Here is a 17,519-nt window from a genome sequence, read left to right on the forward strand (position 1 = left end):
CCGGTCGGCGCTAGCCCATCGAGCCCGACCGCATCTTCGCCATGCGTTCCGCCGACTCGGGCGACATCTGCCCGATCGCGAAGATGTTGCCCTCGCTGTCGCTGAACCAGGCGCTGCGCTCGTCGCCGAGCTCGGCCACGCCGTCGACCGTCGTGAGCCCCGGCAGGTCGTAGTCGTGGAACACGACGCCGTGCGTGCGGAGGGCCGTCATGTCGCGGTCGAGGTCGTCGGTGAAGAAGTTGAACGCGGTGTTCTGCGCCGTGCCGGCGTAGTCGGTGCGGTAGACCATGACCCCCACTCCGCCGACGTCGTAGAACAGCATCCCGCCCTCGGTCTCCTCGTACACCGGGTCGCGACCGAGCACGTCGTGCCACCAGTTGCGTGCCCGGTCGATGTCGGCGGCGGGGAGGACGGCGCACGCCATGAGCTTCTCGAACATGATGATTCCTCGTGTTCCTCGGGTCGGCAGTATTCTACGCCGCCGACCCCGCGGCCGCCCTCCCCCATTCGCGACTAACCGCGACGGGTCGCGTCCTGCACCTCGCCGACGAGTTCCTCGATGATGTCCTCCAGGAAGATCACCCCGCTCGTCGAGCCGTCCTCCTCGAAGGTGCGCGCGACGTGCGTGCCGAGGCGGCGCATCGTGGCGAGCGCATCCTCGAGGTCGGTGCCGTCGAAGATCGAGACGAGTCGCCGCACCCGCTTCGCGGGGATCGGGTCGTCGAACTCGTCGTCGTCGAGGTCGATCACGTCCTTCAGGTGCACGTAGCCGTCGGGCTCGCCGTCCTCCCCGAGGATCGGGTAGCGCGAGAAGCCGCGACGGGCGACGGCCCGCTCGACGTCGCCCGGGGTCGCCCCGGGAGGCAGGCTCACGAGGCCGGACATGGGCACCGCGACATCCTTCACCCGCTTCGTCGTGAACTCGAACGCCGCCGTGAGCGTGCCGCTCGCGTCGTCGAGCACGCCCTCACGGCGCGACTGGTGCACGATCGTCTGCACCTCCTCGAGGGTGTACGTCGAGGTGGCCTCGTTCTTCGGCTCGACGCCGAACAGGCGCAGCACGCCGTTCGCCGTCGCGTTCAGCGCGACGATGATCGGCTTGAAGACGCGCGCGACGAACACGAGCGGCGGCGCGAGCAGCAGCACCGCCCGGTCGGGCACCGAGAACGAGAGGTTCTTCGGCACCATCTCGCCGAAGACGACGTGCAGGTACGACACGAGCACGAGGGTCACGATGAACGCGACCGTCGAGACGACCTCCTCCGACCAGCCGGTGAGGTGCAGCGGCACCTCCAGCAGGTGATGGATCGCCGGCTCGGAGACGTTCAGGATGAGCAGCGAGCACACCGTGATGCCGAGCTGGCTCGTCGCGAGCATGAGCGTCGCGTGCTCCATCGCCCAGAGCGCCGTCTTGGCGCTGCGCTTGCCCTGCTCGGCGAGCGGCTCGATCTGCGAGCGCCGCGCCGAGATGACGGCGAACTCGGCGCCCACGAAGAAGGCGTTCGCCGCGAGCAGCACGAACAGCCAGGCGATGCCGGCCCAGTCGCTCATCGGCCCGCCTCCTCGTCATCGGCGACCCAGGCTGCCGGACCGTGCTTCACTGCCCTCATCGGCCCGCCTCCTCGTCATCGGCGGCCTCGTCGGCCGGAACGGGTCTCGGGACGAAGCGCAGCCGGTCGATGCGGCGGCCGTCGAGTCGCTGCACGCTGAGGGTGCCCTCGTCGATCGCGACCTCGTCGCCGACGACGGGCAGCCGCCCGAGCTCGGCCATCACGTAGCCGGCGACCGTCTCGTAGTCGCCGTTCTCGGGCACGCGGATGCCGGTGCGTTCGACGAGCTCGTCGGGTCGCAGTATGCCGGGGAAGCTCACGTTGTCGCCGCGGCGCACGATGCCCGCGCGCGTGCGGTCGTGCTCGTCGGCGACCTCGCCCACGAGCTCCTCCACCAGGTCTTCGAGGGTCGCGACCCCGGCGGTGCCGCCGTACTCGTCGACGACGACCGCCATCTGGAACCCGCGGCCGCGGAGCTCGCCGAGCAGTGCGTCGAGCTTGATCGTCTCGGGGACGCGCAGGGCGTCGGACTGGAGCGCCGACGCGGGCACCTCGGCCCGACGCTCGCGCGGGACGGCGACGGCCTGCTTCACGTGCACGACGCCCACGACGTCGTCGAGGTTCTCGTCGTAGACGGGGAACCTCGAGAAGCCGGTCTGGCGCGCGAGCTCGAGCACGGCCTCGGCCGGTTCGAGCCGCTGCACCGCAGCGACCCGCGGGCGCGGGGTCATGACGTCGGAGGCGTCGTGGTCGGAGAAGCGCAGCGTGCGGCCGAGGAGGGTCGCGGTGTCCTTCTCGAGCAGGCCCGCGCTGGCCGAGCGGCGCACGAGCGAGGAGAGCTCCTCGGCGGAGCGCGCGCCGGAGAGCTCCTCCTTCGGCTCGATGCCGAACGCGCGGAGGATGGCGTTGGCGCTGCCGTTCAGCAGGCCGATCGCCGGCCGGAACACCCAGGTGAAGGCCGTCTGGAACGGGATGACGAGCTTCGCGGTCGCGAGCGGCAGCGCGAGCGCGAAGTTCTTCGGCACCAGCTCGCCGATGATCATCGAGAGCAGGGTCGCGACGACGATCGCCGTCGTGGCGCCGACGGGACGCACGAGCGCGGCCGGAACACCGATCGCGGCCAGCGGCTCCGCGAGGAGCGACGAGATCGCCGGCTCCATCGTGTAGCCGGTGAGGAGCGTCGTCAGCGTGATGCCGAGCTGCGCGCTCGAGAGGTGGGTCGAGGTGATCTTCAGCGCGGCGATCGTCATGCCGAGGCGGGTCTCACCCCGCTCGCGACGCGCCTCGAGATCGGCGCGGTCGAGATTGACGAGCGCGAACTCGCTCGCAACGAACAAGCCCGTGCCGATCGTGAGGAGGAGTCCGAAGCCGAGCAGTATCCACTCAGACAACGCTGCCTCCCCGAACGGTCACGGGCGAGGGTCTATGGCCGGGGTTCTTCGCAGAGGGAGGATCATCCATGGTCGTTCAAGTATATGCGGGCGACCGGTGCGATCGCCGTGCGGGTCACCAGCTGACCGGCAGCGCCTTTCCCTCCTCGTAGCCGGCCGCCGACTGGATGCCCACGAGCGCGCGCTCGCGGAACTCCGCGAGCGTGCGCGCGCCCGCGTAGGTGAACGAGCTGCGCACCCCAGAGGTGATCATGTCGAGCAGGTCCTCGAGCGACGGTCGCAGCGGGTCGAGGTAGATCGACGACGACGAGATGCCCTCGGCGAACAGCTCCTTGCGGGCGAGCTCGTACGGCGAGAGGCGGTCGAAGCGCTCGCGCACGGCCTTCGTCGAGGCCATCCCCCAGCTCTCCTTGAAGAGGCGGCCGGATGCGTCGCGCCGCAGGGTGCCCGGCGCCTCGACCGTGCCCGCGAACCACGACCCGATCATCACCGAGGCGGCGCCGGCCGCGAGCGCGAGCGCCACGTCGCGGGGATAGCGCACGCCGCCGTCGGCCCAGACCCGGGCGCCGAGCTCGCGCGCGGCCTCCGCCGTCTCGAGCACGGCGGAGAACTGCGGGCGCCCGACGGCCGTCATCATGCGCGTCGTGCACATCGCGCCGGGTCCGACGCCGACCTTCAACACGTCGGCACCGGCCTCGACGAGGTCGGCGACCGCCGCGGCGGTGACGATGTTGCCCGCGACGATCGGGATGCCGAGGTCGAGGTCGCGCACCGTCGACACCGCACGGATCATGCCCTCCTGGTGCCCGTGCGCCGTGTCGAGGACGAGCATGTCCACGCCCGCCGACGCGAGCGCGCGCGCCTTCGCCGCCACGTCGCCGTTGATCCCGACCGCGGCCGCGACGCGCAGCCGGCCCTCGCGGTCGACGTTCGGCTCGTAGATCGTGCCGCGCAGCGCGCTCCGACGGCTCAGGGTGCCGACGACGCGACCGTGCTCGAGCACCGGGGCGAAGTCGAGCTCCGCCTCGACCATGAGGTCGAACGCGCGCCGGGGGCTGTCGACGTCGTCGGCGTCGAGCGAGGCGATCCCGCCGTGCACGAGGTCGCCGAGTCGCGCGTCGGGCAGTGCGCTCGCGAGCCGCGTCGCGGCGAGGCATCCGACGTAGCGCCCTGCCGTGTCGTGCAGCACGATGCCGTGGCCCTCGAAGGGCGGCAGCGACTCGAGCGCGTCGGCGACCGTCGCGTCGGGGTGGAAGTCGTGCGGGGTGTCGAAGCGGGGCGACTGGGACTTCACCGAGCGGATCGACTCGGCCAGGTCCTGGAGATGGAGGTCCTGCGGGAGCACGCCGATGCCGCCGCGCCGGGCGAGCGTCGCGGCGAGCCGCGGCCCGGTGATCGAGTTCATGTTGGCCGAGACGATCGGCACGGATGCCCCCGAGCCGTCGTCGGGGGCGAGCGACACGTCGAGCCGGCTCGTCACGCCCGAGCGGCTCGGAACGAGGAACACGTCGGAGTAGGTCAGGTCGTGGGTCGGGGCCGTCCGGTAGAACTCCATGCCCTCAGCGTAGGCCGCGCCCCTGCGACGTGCACGAGCCGCCTCGCGCGGGGTTTAGGCTTGTGTGGGTGATCGGCCACGACGCGTTCGCGGCCGGGTCGATCTCCGAGAATCCAGCATCAACGGAGAGAGTGGGCGAGCGGCTGTGTCGAGCCAATTGACCGGAGCGGGATCCGACGAAACGGCGTCGGGCGAATACGGAGCCAACGAGTGGCTCGTCGACGAGATGTACGAGAAGTTCCTCGCCGATCCCGACTCGGTCGACCAGACCTGGAGGCCGGTGCTCGAGCGGCGCCGCGCGCAGAGCGAGCAGGGCGCATCGGCCCCGACGAACGGCACCGCCCCGCAGGGCGACGCCGCCGCGCCGGCCGCCCCGGCGCCGGCCGAGGCGCCCGCGGCTCCCCCGCAGGGGGCTCCCGCCGCCGACGCGGCCGCGCCCGCCTCCCCCGCGACCGCGCCGGTGCCCGTGATCGGCCAGACCCCGGCCGCGCGCACGACCTCGGTGGCCCCGCGCACGCAGCCGGTGCCGGCCGACGTGCCCATGACGAGCCCGCAGCCGGTCGTGGCCGACGCCCCCGCCGAAGACGAGGTCGTGCCGCTCAAGGGCATGCCCAAGGCCCTCGCGGCCAACATGGACGCCTCGCTCACCGTGCCGACCGCGACGAGCGTGCGCACCGTGCCCGCGAAGCTCATGATCGACAACCGCATCGTGATCAACAACCACCTGCGGCGCACCCGCGGCGGCAAGATCAGCTTCACCCACCTCATCGGCTGGGCGCTCATCCAGGCGCTGAAGGAGTTCCCGAGCCAGAACGTGTTCTACTCCGAGGTCGACGGCAAGCCGAGCCTCGTGAAGCCCGCGCACATCGGCCTCGGCATCGCGATCGACATCCCGAAGCCCGACGGCACCCGCGCCCTCCTCGTGCCCGCGATCAAGCGCGCCGAGACGATGTCGTTCAACGAGTACCTGACCGCCTACGAAGACCTCGTCTCGCGGGCGCGCCAGAACAAGCTCAAGGCCGACGACTTCTCGGGCGCGACGATCTCGCTGACGAACCCGGGCGGCATCGGCACCGTGCACTCGGTTCCCCGCCTCATGAAGGGCCAGGGCTGCATCATCGGCGCCGGCGCCCTCGAGTACCCGGCCGAGTTCCAGGGCGCGAGCGACAAGACCCTCGCGAACCTCGCGATCGGCAAGACGATCACGCTGACCTCGACCTACGACCACCGCGTCATCCAGGGCGCCGGCTCGGGCGAGTTCCTGAAGAAGGTGCACGAGCTCCTCATCGGCCAGCGCGGCTTCTACGAGGGCATCTTCGCCGCCCTCCGCCTGCCGTACGAGCCGATCCGCTGGGCCCCCGACATCGCCGTCGACATCGCCAGCGCGATCGACAAGACGGCGCGCGTGCAGGAGCTCATCAACTCCTTCCGCGTGCGCGGCCACATGATGGCCGACACCGACCCGCTCGAGTACGTGCAGCGCTCGCACCCCGATCTCGACATCGCGAGCCACGGCCTCACCTTCTGGGACCTCGACCGCGAGTTCGTGACGGGCGGCTTCGGCAACAAGCGCACCGCGCTCCTCCGCGACATCCTCGGCGTGCTCCGCGACTCCTACTGCCGCACCATCGGCATCGAGTACATGCACATCCAGGACCCGGTGCAGCGCCAGTGGATCCAGAACGAGGTCGAGCGCCCCTACGAGAAGCCGACCCACGACGAGCAGATGCGCATCCTCGGCAAGCTCAACGAGGCCGAGGCGTTCGAGACCTTCCTGCAGACGAAGTACGTCGGGCAGAAGCGCTTCAGCCTCGAGGGCGGCGAGTCCGTCATCGCCCTCCTCGACGAGATCCTCCAGGGCGCCGCGAAGGAGGGCCTCGACGAGGTCGCCATCGGCATGGCGCACCGCGGCCGCCTCAACGTGCTCACGAACATCGCCGGCAAGACCTACGGCCAGGTGTTCCGCGAGTTCGAGGGCGCCACGGCCGGGCAGGGCTCCGGCGACGTGAAGTACCACCTCGGCACCGAGGGCACCTTCACCGCCGACGACGGCCACCAGGTTCCCGTCTCGCTCGCGGCGAACCCCTCGCACCTCGAGGCCGTCGACGGCGTGCTCGAGGGCATCGTCCGCGCGAAGCAGGACCGCAAGCCGATCGGTACCTTCTCGACGCTGCCGATCCTCGTGCACGGCGACGCCGCGATGGCCGGCCAGGGCATCGTCGTCGAGACGATGCAGATGTCGCAGCTGCGCGCGTACCGCACGGGCGGCACGATCCACGTGAACATCAACAACCAGGTCGGCTTCACGACGGTGCCGGGCGACGCCCGCTCCTCGATCTACTCGACCGATGTCGCGAAGACGATCCAGGCGCCGATCTTCCACGTGAACGGCGACGACCCCGAGGCCGTCGTCCGCGTGGCGGAGCTCGCGTTCCGCTACCGCCAGGAGTTCAAGCGCGACGTCGTGATCGACCTCGTCTGCTACCGCCGACGCGGCCACAACGAGGGCGACGACCCCTCGATGACGCAGCCGCTCATGTACAACCTCATCGAGCAGAAGCGCAGCGTGCGCAAGCTCTACACCGAGGCCCTCGTCGGTCGCGGCGACATCACCGAGGCCGAGTACGAAGAGGCGCACCGCGACTTCCAGGACCGCCTCGAGCGCGCCTTCGCCGAGACCCACGCCGTGCAGACCGGTGCGATCGCCGTGATCGGCGCGACCGAGCAGACCCAGGTGCCCGAGCAGCCCACCGGCGAGCTCGAGACGACGGGCGTCGGCGTCGAGGTCGTGCACGCCATCGGCGACGCGTTCAACAACAAGCCCGCCGGCTTCACGGTGCACCCGAAGATCCAGCAGCTGTTGACCAAGCGACTCGACATGAGCCGCAACGGCAAGATCGACTGGGGCTTCGGCGAGCTGCTCGCGCTCGGCTCGCTGCTCGTCGAGGGCACCCCGGTGCGGCTCGCCGGCCAGGACGCGCGCCGCGGCACCTTCGTGCAGCGCCACGCGGTGCTGCACGACCGCGCGAACGGCCAGGAGTGGCTGCCGCTGCAGAACCTGTCGGAGAACCAGGCGAAGTTCTGGATCTACGACTCGCTCCTCAGCGAGTACGCGGCGATGGGCTTCGAGTACGGCTACTCGGTCGAACGCGCCGACGCGCTCGTCATGTGGGAGGCCCAGTTCGGCGACTTCGCCAACGGCGCCCAGACCATCATCGACGAGTTCATCTCCTCGGCCGAGCAGAAGTGGGGCCAGCGCTCGAGCGTCGTGCTGCTGCTCCCCCACGGCTACGAAGGCCAGGGCCCCGACCACTCGAGCGCCCGCATCGAGCGCTACCTGCAGCTCTGCGCCGAGAACAACATGACGGTCGCGCGTCCCTCGACGCCGGCGTCGTACTTCCACCTGCTGCGTCGTCAGGCCTACGCACGGCCCCGTCGCCCGCTCGTGGTGTTCACGCCGAAGGCGATGCTGCGCCTGCGCGGAGCGACGAGCGAGGTCGCCGACTTCACCGAGGGACGCTTCGAGCCCGTGCTCGACGACCCCCGCATCACCGACAAGTCGGCGATCAAGCGCGTGGTGTTCGTCTCGGGCAAGATCTACTACGACCTGATCGCCGAGCTCGACAAGCAGCAGAACACCGAGATCGCGGTCGTGCGCCTCGAGCAGCTCTACCCGCTGCCCGCGGGCGAGCTCAAGGCCGTGGCCGACTCGTACCCCGAGGCCGAGCTGATGTGGGCCCAGGACGAGCCCGAGAATCAGGGCGCCTGGCCGTACTTCATCATCGAGACGAACAAGCTGGGCCCGCGCGAGGTCACGGTCGTCGCCCGCCAGGCCGCGGCGTCGCCCGCGACCGGCTCGGCGAAGCGCCACGCCACCGAGCAGGCCGAGCTGGTGCGCCGCGCGACGACGCTCTAGGCGAGCCCGAGCACAGCGATACGAAGCGAGCGGATGCCACGTGGCATCCGCTCGCTTCGTCGTTCGCGGGCGGCGGGGCGAGCCGAGCCCGCGACCACCTGCCCGTGCGGGGCGCCCGTGGGGCGCCGCGCACCGCCGTTCCTACTTGGGCCTGCGCGACAGCCTGCTCGGCCACCAGATGACCCGGCCGAGGTCGTACGCGAGCGCGGGCACGAGCAGCGTGCGCACCAGGAACGTGTCGAGCAGCACGCCGAACGCCACGATGAACGAGATCTGCACGAGGAACAGGATCGGCAGCACGCCGAGCGCCGCGAAGGTCGCCGCGAGCACGAGCCCTGCCGAGGTGATCACCCCGCCCGTGAGCCGGAGTCCGCGGATGATGCCGGGCCGGGTGCCGAACTGCAACGACTCCTCGCGCACGCGCGTCATCAGGAAGATATTGTAGTCGACGCCGAGCGCGACGAGGAACACGAAGCCGAACAACGGCACCGAGGGGTCGGCACCGGGGAACCCGAACACGTGCTCGAAGACGAGCGCCGAGACCCCGAGGGCCGCCGCGAACGAGATCACCACGCTGCCGATGAGGATGAGCGGGGCGATGATCGAGCGCAGCAGCAGCATCAGGATCAGGAGGATGGCGGCGAGTACGAGGGGGATCACGAGGTTCCGGTCGGCGATCGCCGCGTCGTTCGTGTCGAGCGCGACCGCGGTCTGCCCGCCGACGAGCACGTCGGTGCCGACCTCGTCGAGGGCCGTGCGGAGCTCCGAGACGGTGGCCTCCGCGGCCATCGAGTCCGAGGGGTCGGCGAGCGTGGCCTGCAGCATCACGTTGCCGTCGACGACCGTCGGCTCGGGTGCGGGAGTCCCGGGCGGGCCGAAGGCCTGCACGCCGTCGGCCGTCACCGGGGCGGTGCCGGCGGGCGAGTCGGCCGAGACCACGGCGAGCGAGTCGACGCCGTCGATCGCGAGGGCCGTGTCGGCCATCTGCTGCAGTTCGTCCTCGGGGCCGACGATGAGCGCCGGCGTGCCCGAGCCGGCCGGGAAGTGCTCGCCGAGCAGCGCCTGGCCGTCGCGGGCCTGCGACTCGCCGAGCACGAACTCGCTCGACGGCACCCCGTCGGCGTCGAGCTGGGCGAGACCGAGCGACATGCCCGCGAGCGCGAGCACCGAGACGATCCAGACGATGCGGGGGCGCCGCGAGACGAGCCGGCCGATGCCCGCCCAGAGGCCGCGGTCGGGCAGGTCGTGCTCATCGGGCGCGGACGCCTCGTGCAGCACCCCGGCCGCGTGCGCGCCGTGCGCGGGCTCGGCATCATCGCCCCGGTGGGCGATGCGGCGCGGCCAGAACGCCGCGCGTCCGGCCCAGAGCAGGAGCGCCGGCAGCAGGGTGAGCGCCGAGAGCAGGGCGAAGACGATGCCGATCGCCGCGACCGGTCCCAGGATCTTGTTCGAGGTCAGCTCGCTCGCGAGCAGGATGAGGAGGGCGACGATCACCGTGCCGCCCGAGGCCACGATCGGCTCCCACGAACCGCGCAGGGCCGCCCACGTGGCATCCCATCGCCGTTCGTAGCGGGCGAGCGTCTCGCGGTACCGCGAGATGTAGAGCAGCGCGTAGTCGGTCGCGGCGCCGATCACGAGGATGAAGAGGATGCCCTGCGTCTGCCCCGAGAGCAGCAGGATGTCGGCGCGGGCCAGGGCGACGACCGTGAACACCGAGGCGCAGAGGGCCGACATGCTCGTGAAGAGCACGATGATCGGCAACAGCGGTGAGCGGTACACGACGATGAGGATGAGGAACACCGCGGCGAGCGCGACCGCGAGCAGGAGGCCGTCGATGCCCGCGAAGGCGGCGCTGAGGTCGGCGGTGAAGCCGGCCGGCCCCGTGACGGCCGACGTCGTCCCGTCGACGGCGTGCTCGTCGAGGACGGTGCGCATCTCGGCGACGACGTCGGCCGGCGGCGCGGCGCCCTCCGAGGTGTCGATCGGCAGCACCACCTCGACGGCCTCGCCGTCGTCGGAGGGGATCACGGGCGACGACTCGTCGCCGAGCACCCCGTCGACGTCGATGAGCGCCGTGCGGAGCTCGTCGGCCGCGTCGAGCTGCGCCCGGTCGAGCTCCGTCCCGTCGTCGCTCGCGACGACCACGATCGCCGGGATCGCCTCGCCGTCGCGGAACTCCTCCGCGAGCTCGGCGACCTCCGTCGCCTCGGCCGAGGCCGGCAGGAACTGCGCCTGGTCGTTGGTCGAGACGTCGCTCAGCGAGCCGAACGCGGCACCGCCCGCGCCGAAGGCGCCGAACCAGATGAGGATGAGGACCGCGGGAATGAGCACGCGGAGCCACGTCGGGACGCGTGGGCGCTTCGGGGCAGGAGTGTCGATCACACAGCCGACGTTACGGGCGTCGCCGGCGGCCGCGCATCGAACGAACGATTGAGTCGGTCGGCGCGGGCCCGATCAGGCGACGGTGTGGGTCGACTGGTAGAGGCGGATCTGCGCGAGCACCTGCACGCGCAGCTGCTCGGGCGCGCTCTCGCGGCAGGCCCGCTGCACGACCTCAGTGATCGCGACGCCGACGCGGAGCTCCGCCTGGCAGTCGGCGCAGTTCTCGACGTGCTCGCGGATATCGGAGGCGTCGACGGCCTGCAGCTCGTTGTGCAGGTACTCCTCGAGCTCGGCTCTCGCCTTCTCGCAGCCGCAGTCCGTCATTTCTTGCTCCTTGCGGGTTTCGGCGCCTTCTCGGCCGCGGCGAACCCCTGTTCGCGGGCGTAGTCGGCGAGGGACTCGCGAAGCAGACGCCGGCCACGGTGCAGACGGCTCATCACGGTCCCGATGGGGGTGTTCATCATGTCGGCGATCTCCTGGTAGGAGAAGCCCTCGACGTCGGCGAAGTACACGGCGAGCCGGAAGTCCTCGGGGAGCGCCTGCAGCGCGTCCTTCACGGCGCTGTCGGGCAGGTGGTCGATCGCCTCGGCCTCGGCCGAGCGGCTCGACCGGGCGGTCGTCGACTCGGCGCCGCCGAGCTGCCAGTCCTCCAGGTCGTCGATCGTGCCCTGGTACGGCTCGCGCTGCTTCTTGCGGTAGCTGTTGATGAAGGTGTTCGTGAGGATGCGGTACAGCCACGCCTTGAGGTTGGTGCCCTGCGTGAACTGCCCGAACGCCGCGAACGCCTTCACGAACGTCTCCTGCACGAGGTCCTGCGCGTCGGCCGGGTTCTTCGTCATGCGGAGCGCGGCGGCGTAGAGCTGGTCGAGGAAGGGCAGCGCCTGCTCCTCGAAGAGTTCGCCGAGAGGCCGGGCCTCGTCGGGGGTCTCGGCTTCGGTCGGCGCCTGGTCGATCTCGTCGGCAGTCATCACCGTCAAGCTTAGATCGTCGGCTCCGGCGACGACCCCGCGCCCGGCACCGGGCAGCTCGATCGGTCGTTCGAGGACTGCAAGCGACATCCGCACCATCTCCTTCCGCGTCCCTGACGCTACTGTTGATAACCGATGCAGATTTCGAGGTATTCCGAGCCCGAGTTCGATCCGTACGGCGACAACAGAACGACCGAGACGGATGCCGGGTGGCGCGCGCCGCTCGCGACGTCGCCGCTGTCCGCGGTCGTGTCGCTTCCGGGGTCGAAATCGCTGACCAATCGCGAGCTCGTGCTCGCCGCCCTCGCCGACGGGCCGTCGATGCTCCGCGCCCCGCTCTGGTCGCGCGACAGCGAGCTGATGGTCGAGGCGCTGCGCGCCCTCGGCACCCGGTTCGAGCGACTGCCCGGCCGGGGCGAGTTCGGCGACGACCTGCGGGTCACCCCCGCCGACGAGCTGCTCGGCTCCACGACGATCGACTGCGGCCTCGCCGGCACCGTCATGCGCTTCATGCCGGCGGTGGCCGCCCTCGCCCTCGGACCGACGACCTTCGACGGCGACGAGTACGCCCGCAACCGCCCGATGTCGGGCGTCATCGAGGGCCTCAAGGGGCTCGGCGTCGACCTCGACGACGATCGCCGGGGCACCCTGCCGTTCACCGTGCACGGCACCGGCCGGGTCGCTGGCGGCGCACTCGAGATCGACGCCTCCGCCTCGAGCCAGTTCGTCTCGGGCCTGCTGCTGTCGGCTCCGCGCTTCGAGCAGGGCCTCGACCTCCGGCACGTCGGCGAGCGGCTGCCGAGCCTGCCCCATATCGAGATGACGATCGAGACCCTCGCCGCCCGCGGCGTCGAGGTCGCGACGCCCGAGACGGGCCGCTGGGTCGTCGCCCCCGGGCCGATCCGCGCGATCGACGTCGAGCTCGAGCCCGATCTCTCGAACGCGGCGCCGTTCCTCGTCGCCGCACTCGTCGCCGGCGGCTCGGTCACGATCGTCGGCTGGCCCGAGGCCACCACGCAGGTCGGCGCGCAGCTGGCCGAGCTGCTCCCCCGCTTCGGCGCCCGGGTCGAGCTCGACGGCGACCGGCTCACCGTGCACGCGCCGACGCCGTCAGAGGGCAGCCGCGGCATCCGGGGCGTGGAGCTCGACCTCTCGGAGGCCGGCGAGCTCGCCCCCAACCTCGTCGCCCTCGCGGCCCTCGCCGACGAGCCGTCGACGATCACGGGCATCGGGCACATCCGCCACCACGAGACCGACCGGCTCGCCGCCCTCGCGACCGAGCTCAACGGGCTCGGCGGCCGCGTCACCGAGCTGCCCGACGGGCTCCGCATCGAGCCCGCGCAACTCCGCGGCGGCCCGTGGCGGGCCTACGCCGACCATCGCATGGCGACGAGCGGCGCGATCATCGGGCTCGCGGTGGAGGGCGTCGTCGTCGACGATATCGCCTCGACCGGCAAGACGCTGCCGCAGTTCACCGCGCTCTGGGAGCGGCTGCTCGCATGACCTGGTGGAGCACCGACGACGACGAGGACGACGAGCCCGAGTTCGACGAGTCCGCCGTCAGGGTGCGCCCCAACCGGCGCGGCTCGCGCCCGCGCACGAAGACCCGCCCCGAGCACGCCGACGCCGTGACCGGCACCGTGCTCGGCGTCGACCGCGGCCGCTACTCGGTGCTCGTCGACGAGGGCGGTGCCGACGAGCGCGAGCTGACGGCGGCCAGGGCGAGCGAGCTGCGTCGCAAGTCGGTCGTGACGGGCGACCGGGTCGACCTCGTGGGCGACGTCTCGGGCGATGCGGGCACCCTCGCCCGCATCGTGCGGGTGCAGGAGCGCACCACGCTCCTCCGCCGCAGCGCCGACGACACCGACGAGGTCGAGCGCGTCATCGTGGCGAACGCCGACCAGATGCTCATCGTCGTCGCCGCGGCGAACCCCGAGCCGCGCGTGCGCCTCATCGACCGCTACCTCGTCGCGGCGTACGACGCCGGCATCCGGCCGCTGCTCTGCATGACGAAGACCGACCTCGCCGACCCCGACGAGTTCCTCCGCAACTTCCCCGGCCTCGAGCTGCCGGTCTTCCGCTCGCGCAGCGACGAGATGCCGCTCGCCGAGATCACCGAGGCGCTCGTCGGGCACCGCACGGTCTTCGTCGGCCATTCGGGCGTCGGCAAGTCGACGCTCGTCAACGCCCTCGTGCCGAGCGCCCACCGGGCGACCGGGCACGTCAACGTCGTGACCGGCCGCGGTCGGCACACCTCCTCGTCGACGGTGTCGCTTCGCATCGACCACGACGGCCGAACGGGCTGGGTCATCGACACCCCTGGCGTGCGCTCGTTCGGCCTCGGACACGTCGACCCCGCGAACATCCTCGGCGCGTTCACCGACCTCGCCCGCATCGCGGAGGACTGCCCCCGCGGCTGCACGCACCTGCCCGACTCGCCCGACTGCGCGATCATCGAGGCCGTCGACGCGGGCGAGCTCGGCGAGACCGGGCGGGCGCGCCTCGACTCGCTCCAGCGCCTGCTCGCGACCTTCGCCTGATCGTCGCCGGCCCACGGGGCCGCTCGCCCGAGCCCGAGCGCGTGCCGGGCGCGAGCACCGACGCGGCCGCCCGGCCCGCGCCCGTGCGCACGGGCGCGCACGGAGCATCCGCTCATCGAAGCGTGCCTACGATGGGTGGCATGACCGATGCACGACTCGCCCCCGGCGACCTCGCCCCCGACTTCACGCTCGACGACCAGAACGGCGACGCCGTCACGCTCTCGTCGCTGCGCGGGTCGAAGGTCGTCCTCTACTTCTACCCCGAGGCGATGACCCCGGGCTGCACCACCGAGGCCTGCGACTTCCGCGACAGCCTCAACTCGTTCAAGAGCGCCGGCATCCGCGTGCTCGGCGTCTCGAAGGACGAGGTGGAGAAGCTCGCCCGATTCGCCGAGCGCGACCGCCTGAACTTCACCCTGCTCGCCGACCCCGACCTCGCCGTGCAGCAGCAGTACGGCGTCTGGGGCGAGAAGTCGCTCTACGGCAAGATCGTCGTGGGCTCGATCCGCTCGACCTTCATCATCGACGAGGAGGGGCGCATCCAGCGGGCCATGTACAACGTGAAGGCCACGGGGCACGTCGCACGGGTTCGCCGCGAGCTCGGGCTCGACGCCTGAACCGCCCTCCTCGCCCTCGAGTCGACGAACGGGCCCGGCCGCAGCTGCGGCCGGGCCCGTTCGCGTTCGTGTTCGAGTTCGCCGGGACGACGGGTCAGGCCGTCGGGTGCTCCTCGGGCCGTGCGTAGGCGAGCCGCACCGGCGTCCAGAGGAGCAGGCCGATGACCGTGATGGCCGGCACGAGGAGCGCCCAGCCGATGTCGGGTCGCGCGAAGAGGCCCTGGAAGGCGCCGACCGCGATCGAGACCTGCAGGATCTGCCAGACGATCGCCGCCGCCCGCGACCACGGCGCGCGTCGCAGCGAGGCGACTGCGACCGCCGTGATCCAGATCGCACCGATGACCACGAGCACCAGCAGCGCGATCGCCGTCGCCATCGACGAGGGCTCGAGCGTGAACAGGTCGAACAGCAGCCAGAGCACGAGGCCGACCATGAGCAGGGCCTCGGCGAAGAGCGCGACGCTCACGACCACGAGGGCGGCGCGAACGCCGCCGTCCTGCGCGGGCTCGACGGGCGGACCGGCCTCGGCCGGATCGCCCGCCCCCTGACCGGATGCCTCGGGCCGGGTCTCGTCGCGTCGATTCACAGCGTTGTCCCATACATGGCTATTGATTCGGTCTCTCCACTATGCGACCATTTATGAGGTCGAATTGATGCTCACAGGGACGTGAGCCGATCAGTCATGATCCTACTTCCCGAGATTCGACTTTCCCCCTGCAGCAGCCCTTACGGGCAAGCGCAATCGTGCGCGTCTGCGAACGAAGTACATGCAAGGAGCATCTCCATGGATTGGCGCGACAAGGCCGCCTGCCTCACCGCAGACCCGGAACTCTTCTTCCCGGTCGGCAACACCGGTCCCGCCGTCGATCAGATCGAGAAGGCCAAGACGGTCTGCGCCCGTTGCACCGTCACCGAGATCTGCCTGCAGTACGCCCTCGAGACCGGTCAGGACTCGGGCGTCTGGGGAGGCCTCTCGGAGGACGAGCGCCGCGCACTCAAGCGCCGCGCCGCTCGCGCCCGCCGCGCGGGCTGAGCCCCATCGCTTCGGATGCTCCGGGGCCCGCGTCCGGCGGGCTCCGGAGCATCTTTCACTGCTAGGCCTGGGTGATCCAGCGCAGCGGGATCTCGATCGTCACCTCGGTGCCGCGGCCGACCACCGTGTGCCAGTCGATCGTGCCGCCGAGCTCGCCCTGGATGAGCGTGCGCACGATCTGCGTGCCGAGCCCCTCGCCGACCTTGCCCTCGGGCAGGCCCGCGCCGGTGTCGCGCACCTGCACCGTCAGCTCGGTCTGCGAGCGGTCGGCGATGATCTCGACGTCGCCCTCCTGACCGGCGAGGCCGTGCTCGACGGCGTTCGTCACGAGCTCGGTGAGCGCGAGGGCGAGCGGCGTCGCGTACTCGCTCGGCAGCACGCCGAACGAACCCGTGCGCTTCGGGTGCGCGGTCGTGTTGTGGGCCGACGCGACCTCGGCGACGAGCAGCAGCGCGCGGTCGAACACTTCGTCGAAGTCGACGTTCTGCGAGAGCCCCGTCGAGAGCGTGTCGTGGACGACGGCGATCGCCCCGACGCGCCGCATCGCCTGCGTGAGCGCGTCGCGCGCCTCGTCGGAGTGGGTGCGGCGCGCCTGGATGCGCAGCAGCGACGCGACGGTCTGGAGGTTGTTCTTCACCCGGTGGTGGATCTCGCGGATCGTCGCGTCCTTGGTGATGAGCTCCTGCTCCTGATGGCGCAGCTCGGTGACGTCGCGGGTCAGCACGATCGCGCCGGTGCGCTCGCCGCGCCGGCGGATCGGGATCGCCCGCAGCGACACGGTCACCCCCCGCGACTCGACGTCGGTGCGCCACGGCGCCCGGCCGGTCACGACGAGCGGCAGCGACTCGTCGACGACGAGCTTGCCGCCGAGCAGCGCGGTCGTCACCTCGGCGAGCGACTCGCCCTCGAGCTCGTCGTCGAAGCCCATCCGGTTGAACGCCGAGAGGGCGTTCGGGCTCGCGAAGGTCGTGATGCCGTCGACGTCGAGCCGGATCAGGCCGTCTGAGGCGCGCGGAGCGCCGCGGCGAGGGCCGGTCGGCGCCCCCAGGTCGGGGAAGTCGCCCGACGCGATCATCTGGAAGAGCTCTTCGGCGCACTCGTTGAAGGTGAGTTCCTGCCGGCTCGGCGTACGCGTCGCGCCCAGGTTCGTGTGCCGGGTGATGACGGCGACGGGCTCGGCTGCGATCGCCGTTCCCGTCGCGTTGAGTCGGCGCATCACCGGCACCGCGCGCACGCGCGTCGGCATCTCCTCGTACCAGTCGGGGGCCGAGGAGTCGACGATGCTGGCCGAGCCGAACGCCTCCGTCACGAGGTCGCGCCACTGGGGCTTGATGCCCTGCCCCACGAAGTCGCGGTAGAAGAGCGTCGCCGCGCTCGAGGGTCGCGAGTGCGCGACCGCGACGAAGTCGTCGTCGCCGGACGGCACCCAGAGCACGATGTCGGCGAAGGCGAGATCGGCGAGCAGTTGGAGGTCGCCCACGAGCATGTGCAGCCAGTCGACGTCGGCCTGACTGCTGCGGCCCTGGGCGAGGACGAGTTCACTGAGGGTCGACACGGATCCAGCGTA

General features: G+C 71.1%; 14 protein-coding genes. 5 read left to right on the forward strand and 9 right to left on the reverse strand.

What is annotated here, in order from left to right; genetic code table 11:
* Positions 1-10 precede the first annotated feature (10 nt).
* The 4 genes from ACFVTH_RS18260 to ACFVTH_RS18275 all read right to left on the reverse strand — a co-directional run bounded on the left by ACFVTH_RS18260 (position 11) and on the right by ACFVTH_RS18275 (position 4,496).
* On the reverse strand, positions 11-439 hold the full coding sequence (locus tag ACFVTH_RS18260; protein ID WP_387094058.1) for a VOC family protein: 429 nt from the start codon (positions 437-439) through the stop codon (positions 11-13).
* 74 nt (positions 440-513) lie between these two features.
* Positions 514-1,551, reverse strand: a complete 1,038-nt coding sequence (locus tag ACFVTH_RS18265; RefSeq protein ID WP_387094061.1) for a hemolysin family protein — start codon at positions 1,549-1,551, stop codon at positions 514-516.
* A gap of 55 nt (positions 1,552-1,606) precedes the next feature.
* On the reverse strand, positions 1,607-2,941 hold the full coding sequence (locus ACFVTH_RS18270) for a hemolysin family protein (protein ID WP_387094064.1): 1,335 nt from the start codon (positions 2,939-2,941) through the stop codon (positions 1,607-1,609).
* Positions 2,942-3,056: 115 nt separating this feature from the next.
* Entirely contained in the window at positions 3,057-4,496 is a 1,440-nt protein-coding gene (locus ACFVTH_RS18275) for a GuaB1 family IMP dehydrogenase-related protein (RefSeq protein WP_387094071.1), read from the reverse strand.
* Between the two features lie 145 nt (positions 4,497-4,641).
* On the opposite strand from ACFVTH_RS18275, the gene ACFVTH_RS18280 reads away from it, so the two are divergent.
* Complete coding sequence (locus ACFVTH_RS18280) at positions 4,642-8,412, forward strand: multifunctional oxoglutarate decarboxylase/oxoglutarate dehydrogenase thiamine pyrophosphate-binding subunit/dihydrolipoyllysine-residue succinyltransferase subunit (RefSeq protein WP_387094074.1); 3,771 nt, start codon at positions 4,642-4,644, stop codon at positions 8,410-8,412.
* 141 nt (positions 8,413-8,553) lie between these two features.
* On the opposite strand, the gene ACFVTH_RS18285 is transcribed toward ACFVTH_RS18280, so the two are convergent.
* The 3 genes from ACFVTH_RS18285 to ACFVTH_RS18295 all read right to left on the reverse strand — a co-directional run bounded on the left by ACFVTH_RS18285 (position 8,554) and on the right by ACFVTH_RS18295 (position 11,762).
* The gene (locus ACFVTH_RS18285; protein ID WP_387094077.1) at positions 8,554-10,794 is read right to left on the reverse strand and encodes an MMPL family transporter; all 2,241 of its coding nucleotides are present in this window, start codon (positions 10,792-10,794) and stop codon (positions 8,554-8,556) included.
* A gap of 72 nt (positions 10,795-10,866) precedes the next feature.
* A complete protein-coding gene (locus ACFVTH_RS18290) occupies positions 10,867-11,118 on the reverse strand; it encodes a zf-HC2 domain-containing protein (protein WP_387094080.1) in 252 nt (83 codons plus the stop codon).
* Positions 11,115-11,762 carry a sigma-70 family RNA polymerase sigma factor gene (locus tag ACFVTH_RS18295; protein WP_387094240.1) on the reverse strand — a complete coding sequence of 216 codons (648 nt, stop codon included), beginning with the start codon at positions 11,760-11,762 and terminating at the stop codon, positions 11,115-11,117. The genes ACFVTH_RS18290 and ACFVTH_RS18295 overlap by 4 nt, the downstream gene beginning before the upstream one ends.
* Positions 11,763-11,897: 135 nt before the next feature.
* Between ACFVTH_RS18295 and aroA the strand changes: the two genes are divergently transcribed.
* From aroA to bcp, 3 genes are all read left to right on the forward strand, one after another.
* Positions 11,898-13,265 carry a 3-phosphoshikimate 1-carboxyvinyltransferase gene (gene aroA / locus ACFVTH_RS18300; RefSeq protein WP_387094083.1) on the forward strand — a complete coding sequence of 456 codons (1,368 nt, stop codon included), beginning with the start codon at positions 11,898-11,900 and terminating at the stop codon, positions 13,263-13,265.
* A complete protein-coding gene (gene rsgA / locus ACFVTH_RS18305; RefSeq protein WP_386937380.1) occupies positions 13,262-14,302 on the forward strand; it encodes a ribosome small subunit-dependent GTPase A in 1,041 nt (346 codons plus the stop codon). Before aroA ends, rsgA begins: the two co-directional genes overlap by 4 nt.
* A gap of 140 nt (positions 14,303-14,442) precedes the next feature.
* Complete coding sequence (bcp, locus tag ACFVTH_RS18310) at positions 14,443-14,919, forward strand: thioredoxin-dependent thiol peroxidase (protein WP_386937382.1); 477 nt, start codon at positions 14,443-14,445, stop codon at positions 14,917-14,919.
* Between the two features lie 94 nt (positions 14,920-15,013).
* Here the strand turns inward: bcp and ACFVTH_RS18315 are convergent, their stop codons facing one another.
* Complete coding sequence (locus tag ACFVTH_RS18315; RefSeq protein WP_387094086.1) at positions 15,014-15,505, reverse strand: hypothetical protein; 492 nt, start codon at positions 15,503-15,505, stop codon at positions 15,014-15,016.
* Positions 15,506-15,703: 198 nt separating this feature from the next.
* Between ACFVTH_RS18315 and ACFVTH_RS18320 the strand changes: the two genes are divergently transcribed.
* A complete protein-coding gene (locus ACFVTH_RS18320; protein ID WP_022888365.1) occupies positions 15,704-15,952 on the forward strand; it encodes a WhiB family transcriptional regulator in 249 nt (82 codons plus the stop codon).
* 61 nt (positions 15,953-16,013) lie between these two features.
* Here the strand turns inward: ACFVTH_RS18320 and ACFVTH_RS18325 are convergent, their stop codons facing one another.
* A complete protein-coding gene (locus ACFVTH_RS18325) occupies positions 16,014-17,507 on the reverse strand; it encodes a sensor histidine kinase (RefSeq protein ID WP_386937386.1) in 1,494 nt (497 codons plus the stop codon).
* Between the last annotated feature and the right edge of the window lie 12 nt (positions 17,508-17,519).

The sequence above is a fragment of the Agromyces sp. NPDC058104 genome, assembly GCF_042884835.1.
Classification (GTDB): domain Bacteria; phylum Actinomycetota; class Actinomycetes; order Actinomycetales; family Microbacteriaceae; genus Agromyces.